We start from the raw sequence: 19,728 nt of genomic DNA on the forward strand, positions 1-19,728 counted from the left end.
GGAACCGAACAATTGAAGAATATACATTGGCAGCAGCGATTAGCTGCTGTTCTGCTGGGGACCGTGATTCTGGCGGGAAGCTGCGGTGTCGTTATGGATACCGATATTGCGGCAGCTGCAGCATCAAAGAACAAAAGTACATATGAACAAAACGCGGTGCCACAGGTCATCAGCCTGATGTCGCCGTCGGTCGTTGGCATTATCGGGAAGGCTGCATCAGGAGGCGGGGAAGTGGACGATCGATATAACCTCGCTCATGGCACGGGGGTCATCTGGAAGTCAGACGGCTGGATTGTGACGAATGCCCATGTAGTGGATGGTCTAACCGGCATCACGATTGTGACCTCCGATGGCAAATCCTATAAAGCCAAGGGCGTATACAGTGATCCGATGAGCGATATCGCCTTGGTCAAAATCAATGCCAAGTCCTTGAAGCCGGCCAAGTTTGCCGCTACCGCGCAAAATGCGCTGGTGGGGGAAACCGTGGTTGCCATCGGCACCCCGATCTCATTCTCGCTGCGGAATTCAGCCTCGGTCGGTGTGGTTAGCGGTCTAAACCGCAGCGTGGACGGTTCTTACCGTCTGATTCAGACCGATACAGCGATCAACCCTGGAAACAGCGGCGGCCCGCTGGTTAATCTGAAGGGCGAGGTTATCGGGATCAACAGCAAGAAATTCGCCGCGGTCGGCATTGAAAATATGGGTTTCTCCATTCCGGCGGAAACCGTTCGTTATGTGACGGATCACTTATTGAAATATGGTGAAGTGAGAAGAGCGGCACTCGGGTTGGAGCTGGAAGAGAGCTGGTCGGCCATTGTGGGGCTTCCTTCAGATGATCCGCTGACGGTTACCAAGGTGCTGTCTGCAGAGGCACGCAAAATCGGGATTCAAGAAGACGATGTGTTATACGCAATTAACGGAAAGCGCGTATATTCCGTTGTGGATATAAACGAACGGTTAAAGTCCTTCATGCCGGGCCAGCATGTTCAATTGCTGATGCAGCGTGACGGGGATATCGTAAATCTTAAACTGACGCTCAGCCAGGATGGAAGCCAAGCTGTTTCGTCAAGCGTTGGGGAGGCTGAGTAATGGTTAAGAGAGCAAGCACGGAGTCAAGCCGGCGTCTGCGGAGGTTTACAGCGGGTACGGTAGCGGCTTTCATGTTATTTACGTCGCTGTCACTTCCGGTATGGGGGGATGACGTGGTTCCCGAGAAGCGGGTATTGACGGTGCAGAGCGGCAGCAGTACAGCTTCGGTGAATGGCACGGCCTACACGATTGCCAAACCCCAATTGAAACAGGGGGTGCTCATGGTGCCGCTTGGCGTGTTCAAGAAAGCTTTTGGCAGCGAGATCAGGCTCGAAGGGGAGAATCGGGTTCGATTGCTGCAAGGCTCGCATACCGTTGTGCTCGTGATCGACAACAAGACGGCTTGGATCGATGGGAAAAAGGTGCAGCTTCCGGCAGAACCAACGATGGTAGCCGGCACGCTGATGGTGCCTCTGCGCCCGGTTGCGGCAGGGATTGGCGCCAAGGTAAGCTCTTCCCAAGGCAAGCTGTCCATTAGCCTCATGGTTATGGATAAGGAAGAGAAGCAGGGCGAAGGCGAAATCAACAATACCACGGGAAAGACCCGGATCGGGAATAGTTATTATGAATGGAGTATGAATTATCCCTCCTGGATGATGGTTGGAAGAGGGACGGACGACGAGAGCGGAGCCGCGTTCAATGACGCGACGGGCCGTTACTACTTGGAAGTCCATGCTTCCTCCCAGAAGGTGAAGCAAAGTCCCGATGACCTGCTGGAACGTCTTCTGAAGGAAGTAAACGACTCCGGGGATGTTGTGCTTCACCAGGAGACGGTCTCCGGCGGAACCGTGCCATACGCCAGAGTCATTTCCCGCGATGTGGACGGCGTCTTATGGGAAGGGCGGCAGTATTATGCCAACGACCGCGTGTATGAGCTGTATTTTGCCGATGCAGAAGCGGTTCACTACAAGGATATGGACAAACATGCGGGCTTGCTGGGCTCATTCAGAACGACCTATAATGCGGGGGACAAATCAGCAAAAGATGTATCGACCATTGTCAATGGTCTCCGGGAAGCAGGAAGTGAGGAATACGGAATATGGTTCGGCGTTCCTGCAGGCTGGGAGATCAACAACAAGGAAATGCTGTATGGCGGGGAAGGAGAGGGCTACCTGTCCGTTTCGGTGACATCCGCTCCGACGGGGGCCGACTCTACATTGTCGGCTTGGGCGCAGCGGCTTAAAGACTGGCTGCCGGAATCCTTTGTCAAGGATGCATACGAATATGTCGGACTTTCGCCTGTTGAAATATCGGGTGTAAAAGGACAGATTCAGGAGGTACGGTACAACTTCGGCGATAAATGGGTAACCGAGTATGAAGTGATGATTCAGAAGAACGGCTATCGTTATTATCTGGAGTACGCGGTACCGGACGGCCAGGAGCGGGCGGCTTCCAACTGGAAGAAGGTTCTGGAATCGATTGAAATCGATTATGAGGTCGTGCCGGAGAACTTCGGCCGTATTGGCGAGGAAGGCTATCTGACGGATAAATCCAAAATGAGAACCAAAAACTCTCAAGCTTATCGCTATCATATCGATATCCCAAGGTATTGGGAGCCGCTGAACGATCAGTTCGAGCAGGGAAGCGTGGAGTATGGTTTTGCCGGGGGCGGTTTTGAGATTATTGCGCAAAGGGACGTCGCTGCAGAATACATCGTCAGCAATCTGAAGCGATATTATAACGAAGCGAGCTCAGCCTCGGGAACCAAGGTGAAGCTGCTTGGGGTTGAAAATATCACTTACGCCGGTGTCCCGGCCGTGTCGTTCAAGGTACATCAGGTCAAGAGCGGTGTAGGTTTCACCACACAGGAAATCGTCTTTGAGAGCGGGAACATTGCCTACACGATTACGACGACGCTGAACGATGCCAATGCAACGGACGTGCAGAAAGCCGCGATTGAACGTGCGCTGTCATCATTTGAACTGGTGAAATGATAGAAGACATGAAGGAACTCATCTGATCCTTTTATTGCAATAGGGTTCATTATCGGCATCATTTATAGCTGTCCAGCTGCATCCATGGGGTGCAGAGGGGCAGCTGTTTTGATATAGACAGCGGGGATATCGCCAAATTATTTGGTGACACATAGAACATATGTGCCGTTTTTGCGGTTCGATATGTTAAAATTAAAATAGTGAGTGTATTTATAATCAATGAAATCGGCTTGTAGAAGAGGGAAACAGCGGATGAAAAAAACAATAGGCATGTTCGCTCATGTGGATGCGGGGAAAACCACGCTGGCAGAGCAGCTGTTATATATGACCGATACCATCCAGGAGCGCGGCCGCGTGGATCATCAGAGCGCTTTTCTGGATAGTCATGATATTGAAAAAGAACGCGGGATCACCGTATTCGCCGATCAGGCGACCATGCAGTTCAACGGCTCTATCTATTATTTGATCGATACACCGGGTCATGTCGATTTCTCCCCGGAAATGGAGCGGGCCATTGGGGTAATGGACGCCGCGATTGTTGTCATCAGTGCCGTGGAGGGTGTCGAGGGTCATACCGAGACGGTATGGCATTTGCTGCGCAAGCATGGGGTGCCTACGTTCTTTTTTATTAATAAAATCGATCGGGTAGGCGCGGATGTGCCGCGTGTGCTTGAAGAGATTCGACATGAGCTTACCGAGGACGCCTGTATGATCACAGAGGAGGATGTGTTGCACGAAGGCGTGATGCAGTCCTCGCTTATAGAGGCGATTGCAGAGCGGGACGAGAAGCTGCTGGAGCTCTATATGGAGCAGGGATATGAGGTTTCGCAGTGGTTGGATACGATGACAGCGATGATACGGGAAGGACAACTCTTCCCCTGCTTCAGCGGCTCTGCTCTGCAGAATATGGGGGTGACTCATTTTCTGCATCAGCTGGATCTGTTGACCGTTACGGATTATGATCCCGGGGCGGATTTTGCCGGGAGGGTATATAAGATTCGCCATGATGAGCAGGGAACGAGGCTGACCTATATCAAAGCCATGGGCGGAACGCTGCAGGTGCGGGATGAAATCGTTTATGTGTCCGGAGCCGAGATGATCCGGGAGAAGGTGACGTTTATCCGCCTGATCAACGGGGGACGGGTCATGAATACCGACCGGGTGCATGCGGGTGATCTGTTTGTGGTGACGGGTATTTCTGCGGCTGCGGCAGGAGACGGACTCGGGGCTTTAAGCGGACGGACGGCATACGAGCTTGTACCGACATTGAAGTCGAAGGTGCTGTTTGAATCCTCCATTCATCCCAAGGATATGCTGCGCGGATTTCGTCTGCTGGATGCGGAGGACCCCTCGTTGTCCGTACAGTGGGACGAGCCGGCCCAGGCGATTCATATTCACGTGATGGGGATCATTCAGCTTGAAGTACTGGAGCGCATCGTGTTCGAGCGGTTCGGATACCGGATTTCATTCGGTGAACCGGAGATTCTATACAAAGAAACCATCACAGAGGATGTTGTGGGCTGCGGCCATTTCGAACCGCTGAAGCATTATGCGGAGGTGCATCTCCGGCTGGAGCCCGGAGAGCGCAACAGCGGCATCGTATTTGCCAATGCTTGTCATCCCGATGTTCTGCCGGTCAACTATCAGCATCTGGTTGCCCAGCATGTCGGTGAGAGGGATCATCACGGGCTGCTTACAGGCTCTCCGGTCACTGATATCAAGATAACCCTGCTCAAGGGGCGGGCGCACAACAAGCATACACACGGCGGGGATTTCAGGGAAGCTACCTACCGAGCACTTCGCCAGGGGCTGGAGAAAGCAAGCAATAGGCTGCTGGAGCCTTACTATCATTTCAAGGCGAAGGTGGCTGCGGAGCATATTGGACGGTTGATGTCGGATCTGACATACGCGAAAGCCAACTTTGAGCCGCCGGAAACATCAGGGGACAAGGTAACGGTCACGGGGTCAGCTCCTGTATCGACCATGATGAATTACAGTATGGAATTAGCCGCCTATACCAAAGGAAGAGGTGCGATATCCCTTGTTTACGGGGGGTATGGCTGGTGCCATAACGAGGCAGATGTCATTGAACGTAAAGGATACGATAAGAATGCCGATCCTGAATACAGCTCCTCCTCCATCTTTTGTGCGAAGGGCAGCGGTTATGCTGTGCCTTGGGATGAAGCGGACCGACATATGCATGTGTAGGTCGGCGGAAGCGAATAGGCGTACAGCTAGGAAATCCAGTGATAATGCGTCCAGCAGTGCAGACAAGTAATATGGGCAAATAAGGGATACCAAGGCTTTATTTAGGTCCGGGAGGTGCTGCGCATGCGTCATATCGATCTTAACGCGTGCGCAGTCCAAGTGGATTATGAAGAGAGGGATCCTTTTTCTACTGGCTGCTGGCGCGAAGGGCGCATCGTCCAATAGGTGATGCCGGTTGTAATCAGCATTAAGACGCCGGTCATCAGGAACACCGAGTGAATGTTAAAAACGCCGCTGACCAAACCGCCAACGAGCGGTCCGGCCATGCCGCCAATCTGGTTGGCCGTCTGGTTGAGGCTGAACGCCCGTCCGCGGAATTCGCTTGGCGTATGTTTGACAACAAGGCCGTTGAGTGCGGGGAATACGGCACAGAAGAACGCACCGTAGGCAAAGCGGATGGCTGAGAACGCCCAAATATTGCTGAACAGGATTTGAGCGAGCGATCCGATTCCGCCGGCCAGCAGGCCGATCAGGAGCACCTTCTGGAATCCGATTTTATCGGCCAAGCGCCCCCACCTAGCTGCAAACAGGATGCTCGCGATCCCGACGATGGAGAAGACGAAGCCGGCAATCATCGAAGTATGGGATGAAGAGCCGCCAATCTGAGCGATATAGAGTGGCAGTACGGGCTCGATTGTCATGACGGAGAACTGCGTCAGAACGGTGAGCATGAGCACGGTCATGAGCGCTTTGTTGTGTCCGGCGACTTTGAAGGTGTTCATGACGGAGACGCGCTCCTTGCTGGGTACGAATTTCTCTTCTTTGACCCAGAATATGACGAGCAGCGTAGCTGCGAAGCAGAGCATCCCTGCCAATCCGAATGCCATTCGGTTGCTGAACAGGGAGGCCAGCGTGCCGCCGATCATGGGACCCATGATGCCGCCGGTGGCGGTTGCCGTGGACATCATCGAGAGGGCATAACCGACCTTTTTCTCAGGGGTATTGGTACCCACGATTGCGATAGCGCCCGGGATAAAGCCGGAGAGAAGGCCTTGCAGCAGGCGAAGAATCAACACCTGGTACTCATTCGTTACAAACGCCATCAGAACATAGATGACAAAGAGCACGAGCCCTGCACGGATAATCATCGGCTTGCGCCCGTATTTGTCCCCTACAGCTCCCCAGAAGGGAGAGGACAAGGCGCCCGCAAAAAAAGCGGAACTGAACAGCAGTCCCGACCACATTTCCGTATTCTTGGTAACGCCGAGTTCAATCAGAAAAAGCGGGAGAAATGGTATGACCATTGAGAAGCTTGATGAAACAATAAAGGAGCCGAACCATAGTATCCATAAATTCTTTTTCCAACTTTCCATGTCTTCTTCATCTCCTGATGTGCGATTTGTTGTAATCCTTCGGGCTTCCCCTCCAATCTTTAGATAGATAATGATATATGTATTAGTTGTTCACGGTCTCTTGGGTTATTTATAAATATCAAAATCTTAACTTCGGTCATTCCCACAAAAGGGGTATCACAATTCGGGTAAAGCAAAACGCCCCCCAAATTTGGTAAACTGGAATCACCCAGACTACCGCACTAAAGCGAAAGGCGTGCAACTTCATCCTACACCACATGATATGGAATGGGAAGAGGCTGGGTACGGGTGTATGGAGGCTAAGGGCTCATTTCAGGATGGCTTGGAATCCCCTGGTCATCGCATAAATAAAGGGTTTTCAGGAATCGATAAGACGTTGACATAATATCGTAAAATTATTTTTTTGGGGAGAACTGATATGAGAGAAACGCTGAAGGATCTATATTCGAATACATTGTTCCAACAAGTGACCGACCGGTTAAAGGAAGCCTATCCGGCATTCGATGTGAACCGGTTCATGGGGCTTGTTCATGATGAAGCTTGGGAGCGGGAGGAGTTCAAGCAGCGCATTCGTCATATTACGATGGCCTTAACGGACACGCTGCCCGCTTCCTACCCCGATGCTGTGCAGATCCTTAAACAGGTGGCACCGCATTTTAGAGGCGTGGAATATGTGTTTTTTCCGGATTATGTTGAGGTTAATGGCATGGAAGACCTGGAGACCTCGATGGAGGCTTTGGCGGTATTCACGCATTCTTCTACGGCGGAGTTTGCCGTGCGCCCCTTTATTATGCAGGATCAGGAACGGATGCTGACCCAGATGATGACATGGGCTCGGTCTGAGGATGAGCATCTGCGCAGATTGGCGAGCGAGGGCTGCAGACCGCGCCTGCCCTGGGCCCCGCAGCTGCCGGCGCTGATTAAGGATCCGCGTCCGGCTCTGCCGATCCTAGAGCAGCTGAAAGAGGACTCTTCCCTCTATGTAAGAAAAAGCGTGGCAAATCACCTGAACGATATCTCAAAGGACCACCCGGAGCTTGTGCTTGAGATTGCCGCGAAGTGGTATGGCCAGCATCCTCTCACGGATTGGATCGTGCGTCATGCGCTGCGTTCTCTGCTGCGAAAAGGGGACATCCGGGCATTGGCTATTTTCGGATATGTGGAGCTGGAAGAGCTTGAGGGACTTGAAGTCCGCGAGCTTCGGATCAAGCGATCTGTGATCGCGATGGGCGACGACCTGGAGTTTGTTTTTCAGGTGGTCAATGAAACCGGTAATCCGATGGCACTGCGCATCGATTATGAGATTGATTATATGAAGGCAAACGGCAAGCTTGCGCCGAAACGCTATAAATGCTCGGACAAGATCTATTCACCGGGAAGCTGGAAGGTCGAGAAAAAGCAATCCTTTAAGCCGATCTCGACGCGCCGCTTCTACTCCGGTGATCACCGCCTTCACATTGTGGTGAACGGCAAGCGATTGGCCAGCATGGACTTTGTGCTGGAGGGCGCGGAGTAAGCGTAGGGGACTTGTGCAGGACGTATACCGGCAAACCCTGGGTGCAGGACGTTGCACTGCAAACCTCTGGCAAAGGAATCCTGGATCGGGTTGACGGTACGGGAGAGTTCCGTTCCAAAGTTTTGTACATCGTGTGCAACTGCTCCCTGGCGTACGGCACGGTGCGTGGTCCGAGGCAGGCTTGGATGGCTGTCGACCGCCGTGATGTTAAGAAGGCTCTGACTAAAGGATACGGAGATCAACATGCAGTATTCCAGATCCCTGGTTGAGGAAAGAGGAAGTAATCCCCGTATGCAAAAGAAAGAGATGATAATACTAGCCCCGCACGGTGATCATGCCAGGCAGCGGTCGTAGCAGGTCATGTGAGGCAAGCCTTCCAAGGGGAGGGCTTGTTTTTGTTTTGTGCAAAACTGAGCGCCATGCGGATTATGGCAGCACTATCAAATGTGTGGAAATCAAGCTAGCAGGTAGAAGAGAAGCCGGACTTTTGGTACACTAGATAAGTTGAAGAGCTATTCAAGTGTTAACAACCAATTGATATAGATGTGAAACGTCCTGTTCTATGAAAATAGAGTATGGCTTGTTGGTTTCAATGAAAGAATAGTAGTACACAGTATACCGGCATGAACCGGTCTGGGAGGATATAGATGGACACGAAAGCAATACAAAGAGAAGACGTGGAATTGCTGGCGCCGGCAGGGGATTGGGATTGTATGCGGGCTGCCGTGGCGAATGGGGCGGACGCGATCTTTTTTGGAGTCGAAAAGTTTAATGCCCGTGCACGGGCGAACAATTTCCGGATGGATGAGCTGTCCGAAATTATGGCCTTCCTGCACAGTTACGGGGTTAAGGGGTTTCTGACCTTCAATATTCTGGTGTTTGAGAACGAGCTGGAGGATGCCAAGGAACTGATTGATGCTTGCGTAGATGCCGGGGTGGACGCGGTGATTGTGCAGGATCTGGGTCTGGTGAAAATGATTCGCGAAATCTCGCCGGACTTCCCGATCCATGGCTCTACGCAGATGACGATCACTTCGCCGGAGGCTGTCGAGTTCACAAAGCCGTTCAATATGGAGCGCGTCGTGCTGGGACGCGAGAACAATCTGAAGCAAATCCAGAAGATCGGGGAGCAGGCAAAACTGCCGATGGAAGTATTCGTGCATGGTGCGCTATGCGTATCGTACTCGGGTCAGTGCCTGACTTCCGAAATGTGGGGAGGTCGTTCCGCGAACCGCGGCGAGTGCGCGCAGGCTTGCCGTCTGCCGTATGATCTGATCGTGGATGGCGAGCAGAAGCCGATGGGCGACGTCGCCTACTTGCTCTCGCCAAAGGATCTGGCCGCCATTGATCTGATGCCGGAGCTGATCGAAGCGGGCGTGACTTCGTTTAAGATTGAGGGCCGTTTAAAGAGCCCCGAGTATGTGGCCAACGTCGTGAGCAAGTACCGGAAGGCCATCGACCGGTATTTCGACGGGGAAGATGCGAGACCGAGCAAGGAAGAGGTGCGTGAGCTGCAGCAGAGCTTCTCGCGCGGCTTCACGCATGGCTTCTTGGATGGAACGAACAATAAAAAGCTGGTTGAGGGTACGTTTCCAAAAAGCCGCGGCGTGTATCTCGGCCGGGTAGAGCAGATTCTGCGCGACGGTGTTGTCTGCAAGCTGGATGCGCCGCTCAAACGCGGGGACGGCATCGTGTTCGATGCTGGAGATCCTACGAAAAAAGAAGAAGGCGGACGCGTCTACGACGTACGGCGCAAGGGCGTGAAGCTGGAGGGTGAAGCGGAGGAAGGATGGATCATTGATATTGTTCCCGGCCGGAGCGACGTGGACCTGCGCAAGCTGCATGTCGGCGACCGGATCTGGAAGACCAATGATCCGGCACTGGACAAGCGCCTCCGTCAGACGTACGAGACGGAGAAGCCGTACCGGGTATTCCCGGTACATGTACGTGTCAGCGGCCGTCCCGGACAGCTGCTGTCAACCTGGTGGACCGATGTGCAGAAGGGCACGACGGTCCAGGTGGATTCGGAGCTGGAACTGGAGATTGCCCAGAAGCGCCCGCTCAGCCGGGAAATTCTGGAGGAGCAGCTTGGCCGCCTGGGCGGAACGGTGTTCCAGCTTGAGGCACTGGACGTCGACCTGTACGGCGACGTCATCGTGCCGATTCGCGAGCTCAACAGCATCCGCCGCCGTGCGGTGGAGCTGCTCGCCGGCGAGCGGCCTAAACCGCCCGTGTACGTGAAACGGGCGGTGGCGGTGTATGGCGATGCGGCTGTGCCCGCAGCGCCCGTGGGCCGCGGTGAGGCGAAGCTCACCGCGCTGTGCCGCAGCCTGCCGCAGGTGCAGGCTGCACTCGAGGCCGGCGTTGAGATGATCTACGCCGACTTCGAGTTCATCAAGCAGTTCCCGGCAGCGGTGGAAGCCGTGCGTGCAGCCGGCAAACAGATTGCGCTGGCAACGCCGCGCATTCACATGCCGGGCGAGAACGGCTACCACAACAACATCCTGCGCCTCCAGCCGGACGCCGTGCTGGTGCGCAACACCGGTGCGCTGTATTTCTACCTGCGCCACCGGATGGAGAACCCGGGGGCGAAGCATCCCCGGCTGATCGGCGACTTCTCCTTGAACATCGCCAACCATAAGGCGGTTGACCTGTTCGTCGAAGCCGGATGCGATGCCGTCACGCCTTCCTATGACCTGAACATCCAGCAGATGGTGGATCTTCTCGGTAAGGCCGACACGTCCAAAATGGAGATTGTCATCCATCAGCATCTTCCGATGTTCCATACGGAGCACTGCGTGTACTGCACGTTCCTCAGCGAAGGAACGGACTTTACGAACTGCGGTCGTCCGTGCGAAGAGAGCCGCGTGTCCCTGCAGGACCGGATCGGCATGTCCCACCCGGTTCGGGTAGACGAAGGCTGCCGTAACACGGTATACAATGCCATCGAGCAGTCCGGCGCCGAGTATCTCGCGAACTTCATGGAGCTGGGCGTATCCAGCTACCGCGTGGAGTTTCTCGAAGAGACGCCGGAGCAAGTCCACGAAGTCATCGATCTCTACAACCTCGCTCTGCGCGGCGAGATCAACGGTACCCAGGTATGGAAGAAGCTGAAGGCAACCAACCAGCTTGGGGTAACGCGGGGGCAGTTGGTGAAGTAAGGAATAGATATTTTTATGAAATATAAGCACATGCCAGCGATTGGGCTGACATGTGCTTTTTTTGTCTGGAGAATATGAATATAACTTCTATCCTATCTCAACTCTTTAATGTTATTTCGTTCTTCCACATATGCAATGCTCCGCTCCACAAATTTCAGCACCTCTTCCGAGACAGGATACAGCCCGGATTCTTCTGCCGGGCGCTTTCGCACTTCCCAGAACTTGTCCATCAAGTCTTCATCTCCGCTAAAAGTTTCATTGGACAGCGCCATTAATTCGCTGGCTATATTATGTCCCTCATCGGATTCCGGCAGGATAGCCTGCTGTACGCACCACTCTATTCTCCGGAGCAGTGAGACGTACTGCTGCGTCATCCGGTCATTGTGGCTGAGATTCGGGAGTGCCTGCTGTAGAAAGGCGCGCTCTTCTTCCTCGAAATAATCCGTCCATTTTTTCGCGCTCGCTTGTGCGTTCTGTACAAGGTGGGATACTCGCTCCCAGGAGAGCGAACCCTCCAGATCGATCATATGGATCAGGGAGGTGGTGTTGGAAATATGGGTCTGTAACAAAGACAGCTGTTCCTGCAGATGATTGTGATGCGCAGTCAAAATATCGCGGTAGGATAACTTGTCCAGCACATTTTGGATCTCCTCCAGCGGCAGCGCCAACGATTTAAGAAGCGTGATTTTTTCCAGCGTAAACAGGTCGTCTTCCGAATAGTAACGGCGTCCGTTATCCTCTTTCTCGCTTGGCTTTAAGAGACCGATCTGATCATAGTAGCGCAGCGTTCGGACCGAGATGTTCCACTGTTTGGCTACTTGCCCGGTTGTCCATCGATTCATGCCGTTCCTCCTGAACATAAAACTTGCAGGTGACGTCACGTCACTCTCTATAGTGGAATTATATCACAGAGAATCTGGAGGAATGGATGATGAGCAGAACGGAGACTTGGAAGCAGAAGGACCCTTGGACATGGCGGGGGCTGGTGTTGTTGCTGGTCCTTGAATTTGTGTTAGTGATGGTGGTAGTCAAGTATGGGATGCAATCCATATATGAAACCGTCTTTGAAAATACACTTTACTCCGGTACACTCACTGGTCTCACGATCGCAGGTGTACTTTTAACAGGATTATATTTAGCTGCACTGCGCCCAAATTTGAGGCCACCGATCTCTATAACTGCGCTTTGCGCGGCGAGATTAGCGGTTCCCTACGTCCACCAACAGGATCAGTGTGAATTTCGAGATTATTGATGTAGACGTTTCTTTCTATCATCAGCAATCAGCTTTTTTGGCTTTTTGTCGAATGAAGTTTTGTACAAGTGATGGGCTGCCCGTTCCATGGGTAAATGCTCGAATTCTCTATCTCAAGATATCGGCCTTGGCTTTCCAAAGTCGCACCAAGAACCGATAAAGGTCCAAGGGAGTCATTTCTTGGCTACTTCATATACGATTTGAGATGGGAGAGAGACTTTAGCATGATCACGAACACAAGAAGAAGAAGGTGCATTGCTTTTCTGCTGCTATGTGCCCTGCTGATCGTTTTGCCAGAGAAGGGGATTACGTCGGCAGCTGCTGCCGATGGGAAGGAAAAGGTAAGGCACCGGGCAACCTACATTTTTGATGGAACCCAGAATCAAGTCACGGTCCGTACAACCCGGATCAGCTTTGATACCGGGATGAAAAAGGTGAGTGAATATGATTTTACCGATAAGACATTGTTGCCGTCGCACTACCGGTTTTGGTCCACGAACGGTTTCAATATGCAGGATGGGGTTGTCGCGGACACGCCTCAAGGACTCAAAGCCTATACGGTAGCGGTACAGAGCCCTGTCCAAGGAAAAGGTGAAGTTACTATTATTTATGAATTTGATTACACCACCTTGTCGCTGCGAAAAGTGAAGGAGATCCAGCCGGGGCCAAGAGTCGGGCTTGAAGCCCAGCTCGGCCTGTACTCCTTAAATTCGGAAAAAACCGGAATCCAGTATTACTCACTGGTGGACAACAAGCGAAAGCTGTCCGGGGGGCGGTTAATCACTTCGGAGGATGTGACGGAAACCGATTACAGCCTCTCGCCGGCTCCGGCTTCACAGAATTTTGGCGTATATTGCCCCAATAGCCAACTGACCGGCTGTTATAACGTTACATTCGGCGGAGGGAAGGGCAGCGCGGTCAAAGTCACGGAGAACCGGGTGGCATATGATTCCAAGCAATCCACGTCCACGAAGAGTTTTATGGCCGGAGGGACCAGGATTAAATGGAAGAACAGTTACCAAAACGGTACCTACCAATGGACCGTGGAGGGAAGTCGCAGCGGCGGCAAAACCGTCTCTCTCTATAAGGGGCTGGTCAAGGAAGTAAAAACCTTTGTTTCCCCCGGCGGCAAGTACTTGGTGATCATTGCGGATCCTTCAGGAGGCGTCAACAAGACGCAGAACGGCAAAGTGTACATGTATGATCTTAAAACCTTGAAGCTGGTACAGCAATACGACGCCTTATATAAAGCGTATGTTACCGGGATTCGGTGGGCATCGGATGAGCTCTATGTCATCGAATACTATTTTTCTAATCCGGGCGCCTATCCGCCGTCCTTCTATTACGTCCCGGAAGGGAAACATTTCAAAATCGAGTACGACCAGTACCGGGATTGGGTCAACTACTGGGACTCCTTCTCGTATGAGGGCCTATTCTATTTGACGCTTCCGGTCGCGGTGACATCCGGTAACGGCGTGCTTTCTTATGAAGGGCAGCCCGCGTTCCACATGAACGGCCTGTATTACGTTCCACTGAAGGAGTTCGCCGATGCATTCCATATCCAATATGAGGTGAAGGGTAAGGAACTGCTGTTCCAGCGGGAAAGTCGAACGAGCAAACTTGCAGCCAGCCAGAACAAGCAAGTGGTCGTCGACGGAAAGGTGTTCCTGCCGCTCGGACAGTGGAATAAGGAACTGGGATTAAAGGTTGCCCTGGCCAATAGACACGTTATGAACACTACACTGCAAATCAGCGATGAGCTGCGTAAGACGGAGGCGGCTATGAAGACGGAGCCTCAAGCCTTTCAGGCTATCGTGGAGCGGCTTCAGCGGGCGGGTGATGGATCCGGTGGTTTTGTGGGTGATCTTGCTTGGGAGATGACCGAGGCGGATCGCGCCGTATTAGGGAATGTGCAAGTTGTGCTTAATCATGACCGGAGCTTGAGCATCCGCATGCAGACTAACCGTGAATACGGAGAGATAATTCCTGTCATCATCACTAGCAGGGATTATGGCAAGGTGCTCATGGAGCTTCCGGTCGATATGAAAGATAAGTACCAGGCGACGACCACAGCCTTGCCGAACCATGTTTTTGATGACGGGGTGGTGACCGTCGTGCTCCCCGACTCCAAGGAGTCGTACTCGGCCTTTACGCTAAAGCAGCCAGTCTTTGATAAAAATCGGTTTTAATCGAAGGTTTGACCGGACTCATGGTACAATGTCATCAATATGTGGGAGACTTACGGGAATGGAGAAGATAGGATGAACATTCGTAAAGCGATTATACCGGCAGCGGGACTTGGCACCCGGTTTCTGCCGGCCACGAAAGCAATGCCGAAAGAGATGCTTCCTATTGTGGACAAGCCTACAATCCAATACATCATAGAAGAAGCTGTGGCTTCCGGCATTGAGGACATTATCATCGTGACGGGTAAAGGAAAGCGGGCGATCGAGGACCATTTTGATTCCTCATTTGAACTTGAACATAATTTAGCGGAGAAGGGCAAGTGGGGGCTTCTCGAAGAGGTGCGCAAGCCGTCCAATATGGCGGATATCCATTACATTCGGCAAAAAGAGCCCAAGGGTCTTGGGCATGCGATCTGGTGTGCGCGTAAGTTCATTGGAGACGAGCCGTTTGCGGTATTGCTCGGTGACGATATCGTGGAGTCGGAGGTGCCTTGCCTGAAGCAGATGATGAAGGTGTACGACACCTACCAATCCGCCATTGTGGGCGTTCAGCCTGTCGATTGGGACGAAGTCGATCGATACGGGATCGTGGATGGCTTAAGGAAATCGGAAAGAATTTATGAAACATCAAGATTGGTAGAGAAGCCGTCCCGTGCAGAGGCACCATCCAATCTGGCCATCATGGGCCGTTATATTTTGCCGCCGGAGATCTTTGACTTGCTGGAGAATCAGGAGGTTGGGAAGAACGGGGAAATTCAACTGACTGATGCGCTGTCTGTACTAGCTTGCCGGAGTCCGATTATAGCCTACAATTTTGATGGCATACGCCATGATGTCGGCGAGAAGCTGGGTTTTATTGAAACCAGTATTCATTACGCATTGCAGCGGGAAGAGTTGAGAGATGATTTGATTGCTTATATGAGCAATATATTGAGGAAAGTGAGATGATTTAGGAAAAATAGCGGGTGCATTCCTATAGCAGGTGTTGGTCTGCTTGGAAATGCGCCCGCTATTTGTTTTAGAATTGAAGATCTATTAGCTGCTTGATATTGTGCTGTGCATTCGGGTCAACTTGCTTTAACTTCTCAAGCAGCACTTCATCGCTCTGGCCTTGCTTCTGAAGCGAAGCTAGGTACCATCTAGCGATCTCTTGATTGGATGACTGCGTAAGATCCTCCTGGATGCCTATTTTGAGGGCATTGGCTGCCTGCTCCAATTGATTCATCATGTAATACATTTTTCCTGCATGGAGGATCATATCCGGTGTAATTTCAAAGGGATTCCCCTGGAGTTGTCCTTCTGGCAACGTCTTCAGGTGTTGAATGCCTTTCTGGACTTTAGAGAATGCATCGGTCGCCTTCATAAAGTACTCGTCTTTTTTAGAAGTTTCGCCTGTTCCAAGGGCCTTCATGCCGAGTTCATACCCTTGCAGTATGATGTCCTTGTACCATTCAATGTCCCAGTTGAACTTTTGAGCGTTCTGGATCAAGACCTCGTATGCTTGCTCCGGTTGCTGCTTGATTTCATATAATTTCATTAAACTTCGCAACATTAATTTGTTATAAGGTTCGTCTTCCAGTGCTTTGTTAAGTAAGTCAACTGAAGCATTATAGAAGCCTTCATCTTGGTTTTGCTGATAAACCGTTTGATAGAGAGATGATAGAAGCAGAACAGAGTCTGGATGACTCGAACGGATGCTAAGATCTTTATCCAGAGGGGCTTTGATCTCTTCATAAGAGGTACTAACCTGGATGACCCTGCGAGCCTCCGCAGCTGCATCGGCAGCTTGAACATATCGAATCGATGTAATCAAGACAAGAACAGCACTGAGACCAACCACAGCGCTATATGCGCCTCTAGCAGTGGAATCCTTTACATTCCATTTGTTAACCGGTCTATGCTCCATCGCCGCTGCCATACCACCAAGGCCCAGGAATACAAGAATTCCCATGAACACATAACTCATATTAAAGTCCAAAATACTATGAATCAAAATGGAAAGGACAATGATGAGATATAGGAAGTGACTATGGCGCTCATCTTTACTACCTTTGATATAACCACGAATATACTTAAAGAATATATATAAGATAAACGACATGAAGATCACGAATCCGACAATGCCGACCTCGATCAAGTACTGTAAAAAGAAGTTATGCGCTTGACGGCTTGTGTATGGGTTGTTCTGATACTGCTCATAGAGTGAAGCCCATGCTCCGCCTCCGGCACCAATTATCGGGTAGTCAGCCAGCACCTTCATAGCATCTTTATAGAAGGTAAAGCGTTCCAAAACACTGTGCTGATTAAAGTTAATGTTCTCAAGTCGGACGCTGATGCTTTGCGGGAGTATATTTTTTAACCCAGTACCCATAAATAGAATAATCAGCAGGCCTCCAATTATAACGGAGCCAAGTGGGATCCATAGGTTGGAGGTTTTTTTAATTGACCAATTGCTTAGAGCTTTTTCAAGTTTAGGAGCGATAAGACTTTGTATAACCCACCCGAGGAGTCCTACGATAGCGGACGTAACAAGCAAAATTCCCCAGCCCTTAAGGGCACCACTGCTGCTGAATGCTTCATTTAAACTCAACCCCAGCTCTGTTACTGGTTTGGAAATGATCAGCGAAGCCACACCTGCTATACCGCAGTATAGGATCCACAATAATTGTTTAGCCGGCTTCAGGAATAGGAGCAACAGAATAAATACTACGGGAAGCATGACCAGACCACCACGAGACAATGTCAAGAGCAGCGATACTATGATGGGTACCAGCATAAAGCTATGAAAAGCTTGACTGTACCATTTTCGAGATGTCGTTACGAAAAAAACTGCTGCAAACAAGAAAGCCATGAGAAAAGCCGCATAAGTATTTGCGTATTGGAACACCGATGTCAGACGAAGACCATTAGAGTCGGTCATGACAGCATAAGTATATGTACCGTTTAAGACCGTGTTAGAAAACCATTTTGCAATGGCACCTACAGTTCTGCCCTGGCCAAACCAATGCAGTAGACCGAAACCAACAATAAGATATGCTACAGCCATAATCGTACTTTGAATGATTCGGTTCCCTAACTTGTCACGGAGTACGTACAGTCCAATGATAAACATAATAGCGTAGATACAATTAATGATAACCATATTCATGGCAAGAACATGGGAGGCGGCACTAGTTAGCGAGAGTATGTAAGTTAAGGGAAGTAAAAGCACACCTACAGCTAGCCAATCCCTTTGATCTTTTAATTGGATGCTTTTAAAGCTATTTGCAATCCAGAGAAATAATAAAAGACATGATAAGATTGAAGCCCAGAAAATCGGTTTCTCAAAAACTAAAATTTGTCCGTTAAATAGAGCTGTTTGGAAAGGAGTCCAAGCTAGAAACAGAATAATTCCTGATATTAACACCCAAAACAAAACCGATCTCGTATCGCCCTTCCTCGACGCGGCGGCTTTTTTACCGTATACTGGATTCGACAACGTAATTAGCTCCTTTTCTTGTAGATACGACAATATTCTAGCATATGATTTATATTATAACCAAGATAGTAAACATTATCTGGGGAAATGTAACTCTTGAATTAATTCAGAAGTATATTAAATCGCTTTTCTATAAAGTAAACCAAATAAGGGGAAGTCTAATGAGTCGTTTTAAGAGAGTTCTTTTGTTTGTAATAGCAGTAATATCAATGATAGGTTCTTTTTCTATCTTGGAAATATATAATCGATCTAATTACAATGTCTTACTAAGCTTTGAAGTGAAATCAGAATTCTCAGATGATTATCAAGTTTTTTATTCTAAAGATAACTTAGGGTGGGAAGAACAAAAATCTTTACACTTGGACTATAATACTCCAGGAGACTGGAAAACTCTCGAATATCAAATTCCAAAGGACACAAGTCAATTACGAATTGATTTTGGAACGAACAAAGGTGATATACTACTTCGTTCGTTGATTATTTCTACTAATTCACAAGTTCCTATTTTTCTGGAAAGACTAAAAGAAGCTTCATACAATCAACTACAATTAAAGAATGTACTTGAAGATCGGCTCGAGATTTATTCTTTGGGAAATGATCCTTATATAGAATTTAGCGTACAGCAATTTATCCAAGATTCGGTGCATAATACGAGTTATAGTCATAAGGTTAAAAATATTGTTATTAGTATTATTTTTAGTGGTCTTATTGTATTTATAACTAGATACCTGAAAACCATTTTCCAATTTTTCAGAACTATTACGGCTAATAACCGCTTAATTTTAAACTTAGCGAGAAATGATTTTAAAACTAAATATGCCTCATCGTATCTTGGAGTCATTTGGGGATTTGTAAATCCTCTTTTGACTATTCTAACTTATTGGTTTGTATTCCAGGTCGGTCTTAGAAGCGGTAACGTTTCAGAAGTTCCATTTATCTTGTGGTTTATTACAGGTATCGTTCCTTGGTTCTTCTTTGCAGAAGCATTCTCAGGCGCAACCAACTCATTACAAGAATATAGTTATTTAGTAAAAAAAGTTGTGTTTAAAATAGAACTCTTACCTGTAGTGAAAATAGTTTCTGCATTATTTGTTCATTTATTTTTTATTTGTTTTCTATTCGTTGTATTTGCTGCGTACGGTTACTATCCGACAATCTATAATCTTCAATTTATATATTACTCTGTTTGCTTGATAGTTTTGGTTCTATCGTTATCTATTCTAACATCTGCAGTAGTGTTATTCTTCAAGGATTTAGGCCAGATTATAACTATAATTCTACAAATGGGTTTTTGGTTTACCCCTATAGGATGGCCGGTGGCTATGTTATCAGAATTCTGGGCATACATCTTTAAGCTTAATCCTGTTTTTTATATTGTACAGGGCTATAGAGATACTTTCATTGACAAGATCCTGTTTTATGAGAGACCGTATGAGACATTATATTTTTGGATATTATGTCTAAGCATTTTTACTTTAGGGACAGTGGTGTTTAGAAAGTTGAAGCCTCACTTTGCTGACGTACTCTAGGA

Annotated in this window: 12 protein-coding genes; 9 read left to right on the plus strand and 3 right to left on the minus strand. The window is 49.6% G+C overall.

Annotated elements, in window-relative coordinates; genetic code table 11:
• The first annotated feature begins 12 nt into the window (after positions 1-12).
• The 3 genes from B9D94_RS01870 (at position 13) to B9D94_RS01880 (ending at position 5,231) form a co-directional block, all read left to right on the plus strand.
• Positions 13-1,089 (plus strand): S1C family serine protease, encoded by a 1,077-nt coding sequence (locus B9D94_RS01870; protein WP_148246379.1) that lies wholly within the window; start codon positions 13-15, stop codon positions 1,087-1,089.
• On the plus strand, positions 1,089-3,023 hold the full coding sequence (locus B9D94_RS01875; protein WP_148246380.1) for a copper amine oxidase N-terminal domain-containing protein: 1,935 nt from the start codon (positions 1,089-1,091) through the stop codon (positions 3,021-3,023). The genes B9D94_RS01870 and B9D94_RS01875 overlap by 1 nt, the downstream gene beginning before the upstream one ends.
• Before the next feature lie 252 nt (positions 3,024-3,275).
• The gene (locus tag B9D94_RS01880; RefSeq protein WP_148246381.1) at positions 3,276-5,231 is read left to right on the plus strand and encodes a GTP-binding protein; all 1,956 of its coding nucleotides are present in this window, start codon (positions 3,276-3,278) and stop codon (positions 5,229-5,231) included.
• 164 nt (positions 5,232-5,395) lie between these two features.
• On the opposite strand, the gene B9D94_RS01885 is transcribed toward B9D94_RS01880, so the two are convergent.
• On the minus strand, positions 5,396-6,604 hold the full coding sequence (locus tag B9D94_RS01885; RefSeq protein WP_006213005.1) for an MFS transporter: 1,209 nt from the start codon (positions 6,602-6,604) through the stop codon (positions 5,396-5,398).
• Between the two features lie 418 nt (positions 6,605-7,022).
• On the opposite strand from B9D94_RS01885, the gene B9D94_RS01890 reads away from it, so the two are divergent.
• The 3 genes from B9D94_RS01890 to B9D94_RS01900 all read left to right on the plus strand — a co-directional run bounded on the left by B9D94_RS01890 (position 7,023) and on the right by B9D94_RS01900 (position 11,281).
• The gene (locus B9D94_RS01890) at positions 7,023-8,120 is read left to right on the plus strand and encodes a DNA alkylation repair protein (RefSeq protein WP_076153333.1); all 1,098 of its coding nucleotides are present in this window, start codon (positions 7,023-7,025) and stop codon (positions 8,118-8,120) included.
• An 11-nt stretch (positions 8,121-8,131) separates the two neighbouring features.
• Entirely contained in the window at positions 8,132-8,389 is a 258-nt protein-coding gene (locus B9D94_RS01895) for a hypothetical protein (protein ID WP_036639860.1), read from the plus strand.
• A gap of 378 nt (positions 8,390-8,767) precedes the next feature.
• The gene (locus tag B9D94_RS01900; protein ID WP_148246382.1) at positions 8,768-11,281 is read left to right on the plus strand and encodes a U32 family peptidase; all 2,514 of its coding nucleotides are present in this window, start codon (positions 8,768-8,770) and stop codon (positions 11,279-11,281) included.
• 92 nt (positions 11,282-11,373) lie between these two features.
• On the opposite strand, the gene B9D94_RS01905 is transcribed toward B9D94_RS01900, so the two are convergent.
• Entirely contained in the window at positions 11,374-12,123 is a 750-nt protein-coding gene (locus B9D94_RS01905; protein WP_148246383.1) for a MerR family transcriptional regulator, read from the minus strand.
• A 634-nt stretch (positions 12,124-12,757) separates the two neighbouring features.
• Here B9D94_RS01905 and B9D94_RS01910 point away from each other — a divergent pair.
• Both B9D94_RS01910 and galU read left to right on the plus strand, forming a co-directional pair.
• Complete coding sequence (locus B9D94_RS01910; protein WP_148246384.1) at positions 12,758-14,722, plus strand: hypothetical protein; 1,965 nt, start codon at positions 12,758-12,760, stop codon at positions 14,720-14,722.
• A gap of 72 nt (positions 14,723-14,794) precedes the next feature.
• Positions 14,795-15,667, plus strand: a complete 873-nt coding sequence (galU, locus tag B9D94_RS01915) for a UTP--glucose-1-phosphate uridylyltransferase GalU (protein ID WP_148246385.1) — start codon at positions 14,795-14,797, stop codon at positions 15,665-15,667.
• A gap of 70 nt (positions 15,668-15,737) precedes the next feature.
• Here the strand turns inward: galU and B9D94_RS01920 are convergent, their stop codons facing one another.
• Positions 15,738-18,197, minus strand: a complete 2,460-nt coding sequence (locus B9D94_RS01920) for an O-antigen ligase family protein (protein ID WP_006212997.1) — start codon at positions 18,195-18,197, stop codon at positions 15,738-15,740.
• Between the two features lie 161 nt (positions 18,198-18,358).
• Between B9D94_RS01920 and B9D94_RS01925 the strand changes: the two genes are divergently transcribed.
• Positions 18,359-19,726, plus strand: coding sequence for an ABC transporter permease (locus B9D94_RS01925; RefSeq protein WP_040681074.1), 1,368 nt, complete (start codon positions 18,359-18,361; stop codon positions 19,724-19,726).
• Positions 19,727-19,728 lie beyond the last annotated feature (2 nt).

It is taken from the genome of Paenibacillus sp. Cedars (genome assembly GCF_003184205.1).
Classification (GTDB): Bacteria; Bacillota; Bacilli; order Paenibacillales; family Paenibacillaceae; genus Paenibacillus_AQ; species Paenibacillus_AQ glucanolyticus.